The organism is Tenacibaculum pacificus (genome assembly GCF_027941775.1).
Taxonomy (GTDB): Bacteria; Bacteroidota; Bacteroidia; order Flavobacteriales; family Flavobacteriaceae; genus Polaribacter; species Polaribacter pacificus_A.
The window spans coordinates 540,001-555,586 of record NZ_CP115917.1 but is presented as its reverse complement, the minus strand read 5'-3'; the positions used below and the strand labels follow the sequence as shown (position 1 = coordinate 555,586).

Sequence of the window (15,586 nt, the reverse complement as noted above, 5' to 3'; positions counted from 1 at the left end):
ATAATTACTTTGCCTTTACGGCTAAAATCATTTTTAATTTATTTCTATTGGCGATGTCAATCACTTTCATTACATTTTTATATGCTACGTTTTGATCTCCTCGAATAACTACTGTTTTCTTCTTATCAGGACCAACTTTAGTAAGTATCGCTTGCTCTAAATCGATAGCACTTATTTTTGTTTTATCAATATAAAAAGCTGAATCTTCGGTAATACTTACAGCTATTGCCGTACTATTTTCTGTTTTACCTCCTCCTTTTGGCAATAAAACATCAATTGCACTAACAGTAACTAAGGTTGATGTTAGCATAAAAAATATTAACAACAGAAAAACAATATCCGTCATTGACGACATATTAAAACTTGGATCTACTTTATTTCTTCCCTTTAAATTCATTATGCAGGTTCGTTTAATAAATCTAAAAAGTCAACAGATACTGCTTCCATTTGATACACTACTTTATCAGTACGAACTACTAAATGATTATAAGTTATATAAGCTACAATACCTACAATTAAACCTGCAACAGTTGTTGTCATTGCTGTATATAATCCGTCAGATAATAATTTAATATCTATTTGACCACCCGAATTTGCTATTTCATGTATGGCAATAATCATTCCAATTACTGTACCTAAAAAACCAATCATAGGAGCTGCACCTGCAATAGTTGCAATTACTGAAACATTTCTTTCTAACTTATAAACCTCTAATTTCCCTGCATTTTCGATGGCTTTATTAATATCTTCTAAAGGTTTTCCTATTCTAGATATTCCTTTACCGATTAATCTTGCAGTAGGTGAATTAGTGCTTTCACATAATTCTTTAGCTCCATCTAAATTCCCACCTGTTACATGATCTCTAATTTGATTCATGAAATTTTTATCAACTTTTGATGCTGCTTTAATTGCAAAAAAGCGCTCAAAATAGATATAAAGTGCAACAGCTAATAACACAAATAAAATTGCGATAATAACTTGACCACCTAATCCACCATCTTTAATTAACTGAATTATTGATAATGTTTTTTCAGCTGATATTTCATCTACTAAACCCGTTTCCTCTTGAATGTACCCTAACGTGAACGTAATTTTATTATTATATAATACTAAAAAATCCTGAATATAAATTCAGGATTTAAAAATACACTATTTTTTTTATTTATTTACGATAATAATAATTTTACCATAATATAACCTAATCCTCCTAGAACAATTGTGTAAGGAAAAGCCATTTTAACCATTTTACCATAAGATAAATTAATTAAAGGAGCTAAAGATGATGTTAATAAGAATAAAAATGCTGCCTGCCCATTTGGTGTTGCAACACTTGGTAAATTAGTACCTGTATTAATTGCGATAGCTAATTTTTCAAAATGCTCTCTTGTTATATCTCCATTTTTAAAAGCCTGTTCTACTTCACCAATATATACGGTTGCTACGAATACATTATCACTAATTGCTGATAAAAATCCGTTTGCCACGTAAAACAACCCTGGTTGAGATGCTGGATCTTGACTTAATGCCCAATCAATTATTGGACTAAATAAATGCTGATCATGAATCATTGCTACAACTACAAAAAAGACTACTAATAATCCTGTAAAAGGTAATGCCTCCTCAAAAGCAGGTCCTAATTGATGCTCATCAGTAATACCTGTAAATGCTGTTTGTACAATTATTAATGCTAACCCGATAAAACCAACAGGAGCTACATGCATTGCTAATCCTGCTATTAACAATAAAGCTGATACTCCTTGAACAATTAAAGCATACTTTTCTTTATCTGTTCTTTTAGCATCTTCCTGTTCAGTATATTTATCTATAATTCTTGCAGCTACTTCTGGCATTTTATCACCAAAACCAAACCAACCTGTTAACTCTAAAACAACAGTAGTTACCATTCCTGCCGCTAAAACAGGTAATGTAATAGGAGCCATTTTTAAGAAAAACTGAATAAAATCCCAACCTAATCGTTCACCAATTAGTAAATTTTGAGGCTCACCAACTAAGGTACAAACTCCTCCAAGAGCTGTACCAACAACACCGTGCATAATTAAACTACGTAAAAAACCACGAAATTGTTCTAATGTTTCACCACTTAACTCTTCTCTATCTAAAATACCATCATGATCATAATCGGCAGAACTAGAATGTATTTTGTGATACACTCCATAAAAACCAACAGCAACACTAATTAATACTGCTGTTACAGTTAAAGCATCTAAAAATGCTGATAAAACAGCTGATAAAAATACAAAAAGTAATGATAATACTACCTTTGATTTTATTTTCGTAAAAACCTTACTAAAAATAAACATTAATAAAGGTTTCATAAAATAAATACCTGCAACCATAAAAACTAAAAGTAATACTACTTCTAAATTCTGATCTACTTCATGATAGGCGTTTTTAGCAGTTGTTAACCCTAAAGCGACAGCTTGAATGGCTAACAAACCTCCCGTTAAAAGAGGATAACATTTTAATGCCATTGCCAAAGTAAAAATAAACTCAGCTATAAAAAGCCAGGCTGTTATTGTTTTTCCTAAAACAAAGAAGGAAAACACGTTGAAAACTAAAAAACTAAGCATGGTTATTTTAAACCACTTAGGGCTATTCCCTAAAAAATATTTAAACATCATTTTTATTTATTGTGCCTTTAAACCAACTCTTTTAGAGCTATTTCAAAAGCTGTTGAACAAATTTTTGTTTTTGAAGCACTTTTAGAAAAAGTTCTTTGTAATGCTTTTTTAATTGTATTTGATGTATCTTCAAAGATTGCTTTATCTTCCATTGGCAACACAACTTTAGCTTCCATTAAATAAGCAAAAACTCTAGCAATACCACAATTAGAAATAAAATCAGGTAATAAACTTAAATGTTTATCGGTATATTCCATAATAGAACCGAAGAAAATTTCTTTATCAGCAAAAGGAACATTCGCTCCTGGAGATATTACTTCTAAACCTGTATCAATCATTTTTTGAACTTGATCTTGAGAAACTAATCTTGAAGCTGCTGCTGGAACAAATATTTCGGCAGGCACATTCCAAATTTTTTCATTAATTTCATCAAAAGGAATCATTTTATCAGCAACTAATTTATTTCCATTTTTTGCTAAAAATAAAGCAGTCATTTCTTCCATAGAAAATCCTTCTTCATTAATAACACCTCCATCTCTGTCTATAATACCTACAACTTTAGCGCCTAATTGTGTTAAATAATAGGCTGCTGCTGAACCAACATTTCCAAAACCTTGAACAATAGCTTTTTTATCTGAAATTGTTCCTCCGTAAATATTGTAATAATGCTTAACTGCTTCAGCAACGCCATAACCTGTTAACATATCTGCAACAGTATATTTTTTAGATAAATCTGGTGAAAATTGCTTGTCTTCAATTACTTTAATTACTCCTTGACGTAATTGACCTATTCTATTTATTTTATCTGCTTCAGTTGGCTTGAAATGTCCGTTAAAAATTCCTTCCTGAGGATGCCAAACTCCACAACTCTCTGTAATAGGAATTACATCTTTATCAGCATCAACATTTAAATCGCCTCCTGTACCGTAATAATGTTTTAATAAAGGAGTAACAGCTTTATACCAACGCTCTAAAACGCCTCTTTTTCTTGGATCGTTAGGATCAAAATTAATTCCTGATTTTGCTCCACCAATTGCAGGTCCTGAAACTGTAAATTTCACTTCCATTGTTTTAGCCAAAGACAAAACTTCATTTTTATTTAAACCTTTACGCATTCTGGTTCCTCCACCAGCAGCACCACCTCTTAAAGAGTTAATTACTGTCCACCCTTCGGCTTCTGTTTCTTGGTCTTTCCAATGAAAAACGATTTCTGGCTCTTTGTTTTCGTATATTTTAAGTAATTCTTTCATTTTATAATATTTTAATAAATGTTCTTAATTACGTTTTTAAAAACGTCATTACTTTCTTTTTCTGCAAATCGAATACTATCTGTAAAAAAGCTAAAGTTGATTCATTTATTTATTATTTAAATTTTTATTAAAATAGATTAAAACATACTGTTACAAACTTACTATAAAAAAATGATAGCTAAACTTTTTTATTTTAAAAAAGCAGGTCTATCTATCAAAAATAATACCCGAAGAATGGTCTTTTTCAGCCCCAGTTACACTACTTAAACAATTTACCTGATTTTCAACACGTAACACCCCTAAAAAGGCAAAAATCAACGCTTCTTTATAGTTTATAAGTGCTGTTGTTGTCTTTTCATTTTTTTGTTCTGAATAAAATTCAATTTTTTCTATTAAGAAATCGTTAAAAACACCTCCTCCTGTTATTAAAACAGCATCACTTTTATAAATTATTTTTCCTATTTGAATTGCTGAATGTTCAATAAATGTTCTTAAAATAGTAGGAATATCTTTTTCTAAGCTATTAATAATAGGAAAAATATTTTTTTGAACCCATTCTAATCCTAATGACTTAGGTGCTGATTTTTTATAAAAATCTAAAGAATTCAATTTTTCTAGCAATTCATTATTTACAATACCTGTTCTAGCTATTTCACCTTTATCATCATAAGTAAACCCTAATTTTTGAACATAATGATTTAACACAATATTTACAGGGCAGATATCAAAAGCAATACGTTGTTCTTTTTCTTTAAATGATACATTTGCAAAACCTCCAAGGTTCACACAATACTGATAATCAGAAAACAACAACTCATCACCAATAGGAACTAAAGGTGCTCCTTGACCTCCTAAATTAACATCTTGAGTTCTAAAATCACAAACTACTTTTTGTTTTGTAATTTCTGATATTACTTTTCCATTACCAATTTGAAGTGTAATTCCATCATCAGGTTGATGTAAAATAGTATGCCCATGAGAAGCGATAAAATCAATTTTATTAATATTATTTTTTTTGATAAATAAATTAATTTCGTTTCCTAATAAATCTCCATATTCTAAATCTAATTTATTTAAAGCTGTTTTACTAAAATTAATAGCCGACCTTAACTTATTTACCCAAACATCAGTATACGAGATAGTTTCAGATGATAAAATAGTGAAATTCTTATAATTATTCTTATCAAATTTAACATATACTAAATCAATTCCATCTAATGATGTGCCAGACATCAATCCTATTGTAAAATAAAAGTTATCATTCATATCCGTAAAAATAATAAAACTTCACTAAATATATATTATTAAAAAAGTATCTTTGAGTGAATTTTTTACGAATATAACAATCATAAATTATGGATTTTAGCTTAACAGAAGAACACATAATGATACGTGATGCTGCACGTGATTTTGCACAAACAGAATTATTACCAGGCGTAATCGAAAGAGATAATAAACAAGAATTCCCTCAAGAGTTAGTCAGGAAAATGGGAGATGTCGGTTTTTTAGGTATTATGGTGAACCCAAAATACGGAGGAAGCGGAATGGATGCTATTTCATATGTATTAATAATGGAGGAGCTTTCTAAAATTGATGCTTCGGCATCTGTCATGGTTTCAGTTAACAACTCTTTAGTTTGTTACGGATTAGAAGCCTATGGAAACGAAAAACAAAAACAAAAATACTTAACAAAATTAGCCACAGGACAACAAATAGGTGCTTTTTGTTTGAGTGAACCTGAAGCAGGTTCTGATGCGACATCACAAGCAACAACTGCCGAAGATAAAGGAGATTACTATTTATTAAACGGTACAAAAAACTGGATTACAAACGGCGGTAGAGCCGATGTTTATTTAGTCATTGCACAAACTGATAGAAGTAAAAAACATAAAGGTATTAATGCTTTTATTGTTGAAAAAGATGCTGAAGGATTTCATATAGGTCCAAAAGAAGATAAATTAGGAATCCGTGGTTCAGATACGCACACACTTCAATTTAACGATGTGAAAATTCCAAAAGAAAATAGAATTGGTGAAGACGGATTTGGTTTTAAATTCGCTATGAAAACTTTAGCTGGCGGAAGAATTGGTATTGCTGCACAAGCTTTAGGTATTGCTTCTGGAGCTTACGAATTAGCCTTAAAATATTCAAAAGAACGAAAAACTTTTGGTACAGAAATCTGTAATCATCAGGCAATCGCATTTAAATTAGCAGATATGTACACAGAAATTGAAGCTGCAAGAATGTTAGTTATGAAAGCTGCTTGGGATAAAGATCAAGGAAATAATTACGATATGTCTGGTGCAGTAGCAAAATTATATGCTTCTAAAGTTGCTATGGAACAATCGGTTGAAGCAGTTCAAATTCATGGAGGAAACGGTTTTGTAAAAGATTATCATGTAGAACGTTTAATGCGTGATGCTAAAATTACTCAAATTTACGAAGGAACTTCTGAAATTCAAAAAATTGTAATTTCAAGAGGTATTTTGAAAGATTAATTTTAAACATATAATAATAAAATTCTTTATAGTAAATTTGCCGCACAAAATAATTATCTATGCTAGCTGACAAAAAAGACTATGGTTTCATATCTGTTATTATTCCTGTATATAACGAGGAAGATAATGTAATACCTTTAACAGAAGGAATAACCAATAGTTTAAAAGGTTTTAATTATGAAATAATTTTTATTGATGATTTTTCTACGGATAATACCAAGAAAAAGATTAATGATATGAAAAACCCTAACGTTGCTCTTATTGAGCTTCGAAAAAACTATGGACAAAGTTTAGCTTTAGCAGCAGGTTTTGACTATGCAAAAGGTGATTATGTAGTAACTCTTGATGGAGATATGCAAAATGATCCTTCTGATATTGTACACATGATTGATAAAGCTCACAGTGAAGACTGGGATGTTGTTACTGGAATTAGAGCAAAAAGAAAAGATTCTATTTTTAAAACTTTTCCATCAAAAATAGCCAACTTTTTAATCCGAAGAGCTACTCGTTTAGATTTAAAAGATCAAGGATGTGCTATTAAAGTTTTTAAGAAAGATATTGCTAAAGGTTTAAATTTATATGGTGAAATGCACCGTTTTATCAATCTTTTAGCACACCTTAACGGAGCAAGAATTGCACAAGTACCTGTAAAACATCATGCAAGAATGCATGGAGTTTCTAAATACGGATTAGGTAGAACTATAAAAGTAATTAACGATATTGTGTTAATTATCTTCCAAAGAAAATATTTACAACGCCCTATTCATTTATTCGGTAATTTCGGATTATTTTTTATGTTTATCGGTTTAGGTATTAATTTTTACTTATTAATTTTAAAACTTTTAGGACAAGATATTTGGGGAAGACCTTTATTAATTGCAGGAGTTATATTTGTTGTTATTAGTATTCAATTTTTTACGGTTGGTATTATTGCCGATTTACTAATGAGAACTTATTACGAATCGCAAAGTAAGCGACCTTATACAATCAGAAAAATTCATTTAAGTGAATAAGAAATTAATTAAAACAGTTGCAAAAATTAGTATAAGTTTTCTTCTCTTGTACTTTGTTTTTAAAAAAATTGATTTTACTCAGGTATTAGATTTATATAAAAAATCTAATACCTTTTATCTTTTAGTGGCAATTATTTTATTTATAAGTTCACAGTTTATATCATCAATAAGATTAAATTACATATTTCATAAAAATGATTTTCTTTTAGATAAATTCAGCAACTTAAAACTTTATTTTGTTGGAATGTTCTATAATTTTTTTATTCCTGGAGGTGTTGGTGGCGATGCATACAAAGTATTTATTTTGAATAAACAATTTGGATGGAAAGCGAAACAGCTTACAAAATGTGTTTTTATTGATAGACTTATAGGATTATTAGCCATTTTTTCATTGTTGATAACAATGGCTAGTTATCTTTTCTTTTCAAATCCATTATTTCTGATACTTGGAATTATAACTTCTGTAATTTCATTTTTTGTTGGTAAATTTTTATTAAATCGTATTTTTAAGAAAACAAACAACTATTATACGTATAGTTTTTTCTATTCAATTATAATTCAATTATTACAGATAGGTACTATTATTTGTATTCTTAAAGCTTTTAGATTAGATATAGTTAATGCTTTAAGTTACTGTTTTACCTTTTTGGTTTCATCAGTACTTTCGGTAGTTTCGTTTGCTGGTTTTGGAGCAAGAGAATATGTCTTTTTAAAAGCTTCTAGTTTTTTAAATACTGATGAAGCAATAGCTATTAGCGTAGGACTTTCTTTTAATATTATTACTGCAATAATATCTTTAGTCGGTGTATTTTTTATTCTGAATAAATTAAGCTTGAAAACAATATCAATTAAATAAAAAATCATTTTATGACCTTTTTTTACGAACAAAAAAACATTAAGTATTTATATTGTTTAATTGCATTGATTTATATTGTTGGAGTATTTATGCCTTTAATGGCTAATGATTCTGCGCAACATACGCCACCATGGCTATGCGTATGTTTTTAAGCGATAATTTTGCAGAACTAATTAAAGGAGAAACTCCTTATTTAGATAAGCCTCATATGCACTTTTGGTTATCGGCTATTTCTTTTAAAATCTTCGGATTGTATGAATGGGCATACAGAATTCCTGCTTTAATATCGACAATAATTGGAGCTTATTCTGTTTTTAAATTAACTAAAAAACTATATGATAAAAGCGTTGCACACTACGGTTCACTGATTTTTTTAACAAGTCAATCTATTATTTTAGCAAATCATGATGTTCGTACAGATGCCGTTTTAACAGGAGCAACCATCTTTGCTATATGGCAATTATTTGAATATGTTTCTACAAAAAAATTACTCCCAATTATTTTAGGAGCAATTGCAATGGGAATCTCTTTTTCTACAAAAGGTTTTTATGGAGTTGCTATTATTATATTTTCTGTTTTTTCACATATAATTTATACTAAAAAATATAATGTTATATTTTCTTATAAAGTATTGTTAGCTATTTGCGCTTTATTTTTAAGTATTACGCCTGTTTTATATGCTTATTATATTCAATTCGGATGGGAAGGAATTGAGTTTATATTATGGAATCAGAATATAAATAGAGCTACTTCAAAAGGTTTTAAACAAAGTAGTCCTGATTATTTTTTCTTTTTTCATTCGTTACTTTGGGTATTTTTACCGTGGGCATTTTTAATGTATTACGGATTATTTTATCAATTAAAAAAATGGATAAAAAACAAGTTTAAAAAAACCGAAGGAGTCGAGTTTTTAACTATTGGAAGCGTTTTAATAATACTTTTTATTATTAGTTTTTCAAAATTTAAACTACCACATTATTTAAATCCATTACTTCCTCTATTAGCTGTTTTTACAGCAGGATTTTTATACAGTTTAAAGAAAGATAATAAACAAAAAACATTAAAAGTTTTTATGGGGATTGTTTATTTTATAGCTCCAATAATGGTAATCATTACTAGCTTACTTTTATTTTTCACTTTTAATACACCTAGTATTTTCATCATTTTAGTAAGTTTAGTTTTATTAATATTACTGGTATTAACAATACTTAAAAAAGAAGTTCTTCCGCTTAAAATAGTAGTAAGCTCGGTATTATTGATGGTTTTTGTAAATTTTGTACTTAATTCTTACTTTTATCCTGAATTATTACAATATCAAGGAGGTTTAAAAATAGCAAAAATTATAAATGAAGATGATACTATAAATGCTGATGATGTGTATTTATATGAAAATGATTTTTCTTGGCCGTTAGATTATTACACTAAAAGAAATACACCTCATATTACCAAGCAACAATTAAAAAACATCAATAAAGATGTTTGGATAGTTATCCGAAATACATCAATAAAAACCATAGAAACAGCAGGTTTTATTATTGATAAAAAACATAAAGTTGATCACTTTAGAATAACAAAGCTAAACCTTAAATTTCTAAATCCGAAAACTAGAAATTCAAAACTTAGCAATGCGTATTTATTAAAGATTAAATCTAATTAATCTAAATTTTTAAAATCTATTTTATGTAAATGTAATCCTGAAGCGGGAGCGATATTTTTAATAAATTCGATATCTGTTTCAGGATTTAAACTATCTTTTATAAAATCTAAATCATATTCTCCTTTTCCTAAACTGTGTAATCCTCCCATTATCAAACGGATTTGATTTCTTAAAAAACCTTCACCTCTAACAATTAAAACAAAACTTTCTTTCGGAAAAAAAGAAGCTGTTAATTCGGTGTTTTTTTCAATTCGACAATATTCGATTGTTCTTTCAACCTTTGTTTCTTCGGATGGTTTTGTACAATATCTTTTATAATTATGAAAACCTTCAAATAACATTGCGCCTTCTTTCATGATTTCGATATTTAAATCATCTCTAAAACGAGTTAAAAAAGGTGCGGCATACGGATGATTTTTTTCTCCATAAGAAAAATAATATCTGTACTCTTTTAACTTCGGATGTTGAATAATGTTGAAATTATTATCAATATCTTCAATTTTTAAAGCTCGCATATCGCCAGGTGCATTGGCGTTAAAATCAATCATAAATTGCTCAAAATCTACTTTTTCATCAATAAATAATTGAAAAGCAAAATGAGTTGCCGATACTCTTGCATCAGTTCTACCAACGCCTAAACTTTTAAGGCGAATTCCTTTATAAATAAATTTTAATGTTTTATCTAAAAATAAATGACCTGTTTTTAAATTTGGCTGTTTTTGCCATCCATGAAAACGAAATCCTAAATATTGAATAGTAACTAAATAGGTATGTTTATAATTCATCATTATACTAAATCGTACGATTGTTTTGCTATTTCTAATTCTTCATTGGTAGGAATTACCAATATTTTTACTTTAGAGTTTTCTTTATGAATCTCTGTTAATTTTTTAGCTCTAATATCATTTTTATCTTCATCTAAAGCTATTCCGAAAAACTCCATATCATTAGAAACTAACTTTCTTATAAGTACTGAATTTTCACCAATACCCGCAGTAAAAACAATGGCATCTAATCCGTTCATCACCGCAATATATGAACCTATATATTTTTTTATTCGATACGCATTCATATCTAAAGCCAATTGACAATTTTTATCGCCATTTAATGCCTCTTTTTCAATATCACGTAAATCACTAAATCCTGTTAAACCGAGCATTCCGCTTTCTTTTTGCAACATATTATTAACAAAATCGGCATTATAACCTAAATTATCTATCAGATGAAAAATTAAAGAATGATCAATATCACCAGAACGAGAGCCCATAATTAAACCAGAAACAGGGCTAAACCCTAAACTATGATCGATACTTTTTCCATTTTCAATAGCTGTAATACTGCAACCATTTCCTAAATGAATCGTTATTATTTTACTGTTTTCTTTCTTTAAATATGCAATTGCTTTTTCTGAAACATATTTATGACTTGTTCCATGAAAACCATACAGTCTAATTTTATCATCTTCTAAAAATTTATTCGGAATAGCATATTTATGAGCTTTAACAGGTATTGTTTGATGAAAAGCCGTATCAAAAACAACTACCTGTGTTGCTTTTGTAAAAATACTTTCAGCAACTTCTATTCCTTCTAAATTTGCTGGATTATGAAGTGGTGCTAAAGAAAATAATTCTTTGATATTATTTTTAACTTCATCAGTAACTATGGTTGTTTTTGTAAAAGCATTTCCACCATGCACAACTCTATGAGCTACTATTTTAATTTCATCAGTAGCAGTAATAACACCTACTTTTTTATCGAGTAATAAAGCGACTACTTTTTCTAATCCTTCTTTATGATTTTTAATTTCAAGTTGTTCTTCAATTTCATTTTCTGATGATTTATAATGAACAGTACCTCTTTCTAATCCTATTCTTTCAATCAATCCTGAACAAATAACTACTTGCGATGGCATCTCAAATAATTGATATTTTATAGATGAACTACCCGAATTTATAACTAATACTTTCAATGTTTATTTGTCTTGAGCTTGAATTGCAGTTAAAATTATGGTGTTAAAAATATCATCAACAGTACACCCTCTACTTAAATCGTTCACTGGTTTATTTAATCCTTGTAACATTGGACCTATTGCTAAAGCACCTGTTTCTCTTTGTACCGCTTTATAGGTATTATTTCCTGTATTTAAATCAGGAAAAATTAAAACATTTGCTTGACCTGCAACTTTTGAATTTGGCATTTTCTTTTTTCCTATTGATGCATCAACAGCGGCATCATATTGAATAGGACCTTCAACTTTTAAATCGGGTCTTTTTTGTTTGATAATTTCAGTCGCTTTTCTAACAGTATCAACATCTTCACCTTTTCCTGAAGCTCCTGATGAATACGATAACATCGCAATTTTAGGATTAATACCAAAAGCAATACTAGAATCTGCGGATGAAATAGCAATTTCTGCTAATTCTTCTGCCGTTGGATTTGGATTAATCGCACAATCTCCAAAAATAGAAACTCTATCTTCTAAACACATAAAGAAAATAGAAGAAACCACCGAAGAACCTGGTTTTGTTTTTATAAACTGTAAAGCGGGTTTAATAGTATGTTGTGTTGTATGAGCTGCACCAGAAACCATTCCATCAGCCAAGCCTTTATATACCATCATTGTTCCAAAATAAGAAACATCGGCCATTAAATCTTCTGCCATTGCAGGACTTAATCCTTTATGTTTTCTTAACTCATATAAAGTATTTGAAAAATCACTAAAATAATCAGATTCAATAGGATTTATAATTTCGGTAGCATCAAAATCAAAAGAAATATTTAAACGTTTTATTGATGTTTCAATATTTACTCTTTTACCTAATATTGTCAATTTAACAACATTTGTTTTTTGAAGTTGTGACGCAGCGATTAAAATTCTATCATCATTTCCTTCGGGTAATACGATGTGTTTTTTTACTTCTTTGGCTCTTTTCAATAAATTATATTGAAACATTCTTGGCGTAAGAATATCAGTTCCTTTATAAGTTGTAAGTTTTTCATTTAAAGCCGCAACATCAACATGAGTTTCAAAAATATTGATAGACATTTTTATTTTATCAACATTATCTGCATAAATATGAGATCTTACATTACCAAGTTTTGTTGTAACCGCAAAAGTTCCTTCTTTAACTGATAAAATAGGAACAATTTTTTCTAAACCTTCAATCAATTTAATTATTGATGAATTTAAAGCAATTCCACCAGTTAAAACAATACCAGAAATAGCAGGATAATTTGTTGAAATATTGGCTTGTAAAGTTCCTAATAAAATATCCGATCTATCAGCAGGAGTTACAACAACACTTTCTTCTGTCAAATGATGCAAAAAATGAGATAATTGCATCGCTCCTACTTTTATATCACCTGTCGTATTATTTAATAAATGTTCACCAAATAATACGTCTGCTTTAATTTCGTTTAAAAGCTCTTTAACCGTCGGATTATTTAATTTTTTATCAATAGGAATCGCATTAATAGAAACAGATTTTGGTAAATTTCTACCAACTTCTTCAACAATAGTATTAATATTTATGTCTTCAATTTTATTGGCTACAACCGAAATTACTTCAACGTCTTTATTTACAAATGAATCATAAGTTAAACGTAAACCTTGTATAAATTCGTCCAATGTTTTATTCAAACCACCCGAAACAATAATAACAGGAATCCCTAAATTCTTTGCAATTAAAACGTTCAAATCCATTTCAATAACAGCACCATGATCTGAAAAATCAGTACCTTCAACAATTACAAAATCATTTTGTTCTTCTAAAATCTTATATTTTTCTATAATTTCAGATATAACTTCGTCTTCTTTATCATCATTTAATCTATCAATTAAATCTGACCGAGTAAAAGCATAACAATCTTCATAAGAACATTTTATATTAAAATAATTCAGAATTGTATTAATATGATTATCTTTTTTATCTCCTAACGGATTATCAATAATTGGTCTAAAATATCCAACTTTTGGTTTTTTACGAAGTAATAACTGCATTAAACCTAAACTCAACATCGATTTTCCTGAGTTAGCTTCACTTGCAGCAATATAAACAGCTTTATTCATATTTCTGATTTTATGCAAAATTAGGCTAAATAAAATTAATTTTTTATGATAATTGTTAGTATAATAAACTGACTTATTTTCATTTAATTTTATAAGATAAATAATTAGAAGCTATTCCCGCTTTCCGCACTCGCTTTTTTTATTTTTTTAGAAGAAAAAAACAAAAAAGAGCTCAAACAATTGCTTCAATCGGGGCTAAAAATTCATAATACTTTAAAAATTCTTAGGTATATAAAAAGCCCTCACAAGTTTTAAAAATCTGTGAGGGCTAATTTACTATCTGAATAACTTTTAGAGCTTATTAAAATTTAATTTAAAAACATTTTATAAAACCGAATTCGTCAAAGAGATTTTATTTCAGTTTCACATCCTGATTTATCGTAGTTCTTAGATTTATACAATGCTAAAATAAATTCAGCATAACGTTTAGATATTAAAAAAGGGCTTTAATTATTTCAGTTTGGCGCAAAAAAAACCTCAATCTATAAAGATTGAGGTTTAAAAGAAAGGCAACGACCTACTCTCCCACCATTGGCAGTACCATCGGCGCAAATGGGCTTAACTTCTCTGTTCGGGATGGAAAGAGGTGAGCCCCATTGCGATAATCACCTTAAATCGTTTCAGTATATTTCAACTGTATAAGTTAACATATTGGTAAAAATTATATCGTAAATAATCAAAAGAGTTGGTGCTTGCGCCCTTTCGAGCGCAAGACTTCTACATAAGCTTATGGGTTATTAGTAATACTCGGCTATGACATTACTGCCTTTACACCTGTATCCTATCAACGTGGTAATCTTCCACGACCCTTTAAAGAAATCTCATCTTGTGGTGGGTTTCGCGCTTATATGCTTTCAGCGCTTATCCCTTCCCAACGTAGCTACTCTGCAATGCTCCTGGCGGAACAACAGATACACCAGAGGTTAGTTCAACTCGGTCCTCTCGTACTAAAGTCAAATCCACTCAAATTTCTAACGCCCACAGCAGATAGAGACCGAACTGTCTCACGACGTTCTGAACCCAGCTCGCGTGCCACTTTAATGGGCGAACAGCCCAACCCTTGGGACCTTCTCCAGCCCCAGGATGTGACGAGCCGACATCGAGGTGCCAAACCCCCCCGTCGATGTGAGCTCTTGGGGGAGATCAGCCTGTTATCCCCGGAGTACCTTTTATCCTTTGAGCGATGGCCCTTCCACGCGGAACCACCGGATCACTATGCTCTACTTTCGTACCTGATCGACCTGTATGTCTCTCAGTCAAGCTCCCTTATGCCATTGCACTCTACGCACGGTTACCAAACGTGCTGAGGGAACCTTTAGAAGCCTCCGTTACTCTTTTGGAGGCGACCACCCCAGTCAAACTACCCACCACGCACTGTTCTCATTGCTGAGTTAGATTCTAGATAAGCAAAGGGTGGTATTTCAAGGGTAACTCCACAACGCCTAGCGACGCCGCTTCATAGTCTCCCACCTATCCTACACATTACTTATCCAAAACCAATACGAAGCTATAGTAAAGGTTCACGGGGTCTTTTCGTCCCGCTGCGGGTAATCGGCATCTTCACCGATACTACAATTTCACCGAGCTCACGGCTGAGACAG

The 15,586-nt window shown here is 30.2% G+C and carries 12 protein-coding genes and 2 rRNA genes (1 of these 14 cut by a window edge); 4 read left to right on the top strand and 10 right to left on the bottom strand.

What is annotated here, in order from left to right; all coding sequences use genetic code 11:
- Positions 1 to 4: 4 nt before the first annotated feature.
- The 5 genes from PG913_RS02505 to PG913_RS02485 all read right to left on the bottom strand — a co-directional run bounded on the left by PG913_RS02505 (position 5) and on the right by PG913_RS02485 (position 5,158).
- Complete coding sequence (locus PG913_RS02505) at positions 5 to 397, bottom strand: ExbD/TolR family protein (RefSeq protein ID WP_271231481.1); 393 nt, start codon at positions 395 to 397, stop codon at positions 5 to 7.
- Positions 397 to 1,071: a MotA/TolQ/ExbB proton channel family protein gene (locus PG913_RS02500; protein ID WP_271232115.1), complete on the bottom strand. Its 675-nt coding sequence runs from the start codon at positions 1,069 to 1,071 to the stop codon at positions 397 to 399. The genes PG913_RS02505 and PG913_RS02500 overlap by 1 nt, the downstream gene beginning before the upstream one ends.
- A gap of 95 nt (positions 1,072 to 1,166) precedes the next feature.
- Complete coding sequence (gene nhaB, locus PG913_RS02495; RefSeq protein ID WP_271232114.1) at positions 1,167 to 2,639, bottom strand: sodium/proton antiporter NhaB; 1,473 nt, start codon at positions 2,637 to 2,639, stop codon at positions 1,167 to 1,169.
- A 20-nt stretch (positions 2,640 to 2,659) separates the two neighbouring features.
- Positions 2,660 to 3,892 (bottom strand): Glu/Leu/Phe/Val dehydrogenase dimerization domain-containing protein, encoded by a 1,233-nt coding sequence (locus tag PG913_RS02490; protein WP_271231480.1) that lies wholly within the window; start codon positions 3,890 to 3,892, stop codon positions 2,660 to 2,662.
- A 207-nt stretch (positions 3,893 to 4,099) separates the two neighbouring features.
- On the bottom strand, positions 4,100 to 5,158 hold the full coding sequence (locus PG913_RS02485; protein WP_271231479.1) for an anhydro-N-acetylmuramic acid kinase: 1,059 nt from the start codon (positions 5,156 to 5,158) through the stop codon (positions 4,100 to 4,102).
- An 89-nt stretch (positions 5,159 to 5,247) separates the two neighbouring features.
- Between PG913_RS02485 and PG913_RS02480 the strand changes: the two genes are divergently transcribed.
- The 4 genes from PG913_RS02480 to PG913_RS02465 all read left to right on the top strand — a co-directional run bounded on the left by PG913_RS02480 (position 5,248) and on the right by PG913_RS02465 (position 9,916).
- The gene (locus tag PG913_RS02480) at positions 5,248 to 6,390 is read left to right on the top strand and encodes an acyl-CoA dehydrogenase (protein WP_271231478.1); all 1,143 of its coding nucleotides are present in this window, start codon (positions 5,248 to 5,250) and stop codon (positions 6,388 to 6,390) included.
- 59 nt (positions 6,391 to 6,449) lie between these two features.
- Positions 6,450 to 7,403, top strand: coding sequence for a glycosyltransferase family 2 protein (locus PG913_RS02475; protein ID WP_271231477.1), 954 nt, complete (start codon positions 6,450 to 6,452; stop codon positions 7,401 to 7,403).
- On the top strand, positions 7,396 to 8,259 hold the full coding sequence (locus PG913_RS02470) for a lysylphosphatidylglycerol synthase transmembrane domain-containing protein (RefSeq protein WP_271231476.1): 864 nt from the start codon (positions 7,396 to 7,398) through the stop codon (positions 8,257 to 8,259). Before PG913_RS02475 ends, PG913_RS02470 begins: the two co-directional genes overlap by 8 nt.
- Before the next feature lie 130 nt (positions 8,260 to 8,389).
- The gene (locus PG913_RS02465) at positions 8,390 to 9,916 is read left to right on the top strand and encodes an ArnT family glycosyltransferase (RefSeq protein ID WP_271231475.1); all 1,527 of its coding nucleotides are present in this window, start codon (positions 8,390 to 8,392) and stop codon (positions 9,914 to 9,916) included.
- Here the strand turns inward: PG913_RS02465 and PG913_RS02460 are convergent.
- From PG913_RS02460 to PG913_RS02440, 5 genes are all read right to left on the bottom strand, one after another.
- The gene (locus PG913_RS02460) at positions 9,913 to 10,704 is read right to left on the bottom strand and encodes a tRNA pseudouridine synthase A (RefSeq protein WP_271231474.1); all 792 of its coding nucleotides are present in this window, start codon (positions 10,702 to 10,704) and stop codon (positions 9,913 to 9,915) included. The genes PG913_RS02465 and PG913_RS02460 overlap by 4 nt on opposite strands.
- Positions 10,704 to 11,885, bottom strand: coding sequence for an acetate/propionate family kinase (locus PG913_RS02455; RefSeq protein ID WP_271231473.1), 1,182 nt, complete (start codon positions 11,883 to 11,885; stop codon positions 10,704 to 10,706). Before PG913_RS02455 ends, PG913_RS02460 begins: the two co-directional genes overlap by 1 nt.
- A gap of 3 nt (positions 11,886 to 11,888) precedes the next feature.
- A complete protein-coding gene (gene pta / locus PG913_RS02450) occupies positions 11,889 to 13,985 on the bottom strand; it encodes a phosphate acetyltransferase (RefSeq protein WP_271231472.1) in 2,097 nt (698 codons plus the stop codon).
- Between the two features lie 504 nt (positions 13,986 to 14,489).
- A 5S ribosomal RNA gene (gene rrf / locus PG913_RS02445) occupies positions 14,490 to 14,598 on the bottom strand.
- Between the two features lie 105 nt (positions 14,599 to 14,703).
- Positions 14,704 to 15,586, bottom strand: a 23S ribosomal RNA gene (locus PG913_RS02440) (it continues 1,992 nt past the right edge of the window).

What these genes read in the sequence shown, in the direction of transcription:
- pta (WP_271231472.1), bottom strand. Translation starts at nt 13,985, where the DNA reads ATGAATAAAGCTGTTTATATTGCTGCAAGTGAAGCTAACTCAGGAAAA.
- PG913_RS02465 (WP_271231475.1), top strand. Translation starts at nt 8,390, where the DNA reads ATGGCTATGCGTATGTTTTTAAGCGATAATTTTGCAGAACTAATTAAA.
- PG913_RS02460 (WP_271231474.1), bottom strand. Translation starts at nt 10,704, where the DNA reads ATGATGAATTATAAACATACCTATTTAGTTACTATTCAATATTTAGGA.
- PG913_RS02480 (WP_271231478.1), top strand. Translation starts at nt 5,248, where the DNA reads ATGGATTTTAGCTTAACAGAAGAACACATAATGATACGTGATGCTGCA.
- PG913_RS02485 (WP_271231479.1), bottom strand. Translation starts at nt 5,158, where the DNA reads ATGAATGATAACTTTTATTTTACAATAGGATTGATGTCTGGCACATCA.
- PG913_RS02475 (WP_271231477.1), top strand. Translation starts at nt 6,450, where the DNA reads ATGCTAGCTGACAAAAAAGACTATGGTTTCATATCTGTTATTATTCCT.
- nhaB (WP_271232114.1), bottom strand. Translation starts at nt 2,639, where the DNA reads ATGTTTAAATATTTTTTAGGGAATAGCCCTAAGTGGTTTAAAATAACC.
- PG913_RS02490 (WP_271231480.1), bottom strand. Translation starts at nt 3,892, where the DNA reads ATGAAAGAATTACTTAAAATATACGAAAACAAAGAGCCAGAAATCGTT.
- PG913_RS02505 (WP_271231481.1), bottom strand. Translation starts at nt 397, where the DNA reads ATGAATTTAAAGGGAAGAAATAAAGTAGATCCAAGTTTTAATATGTCG.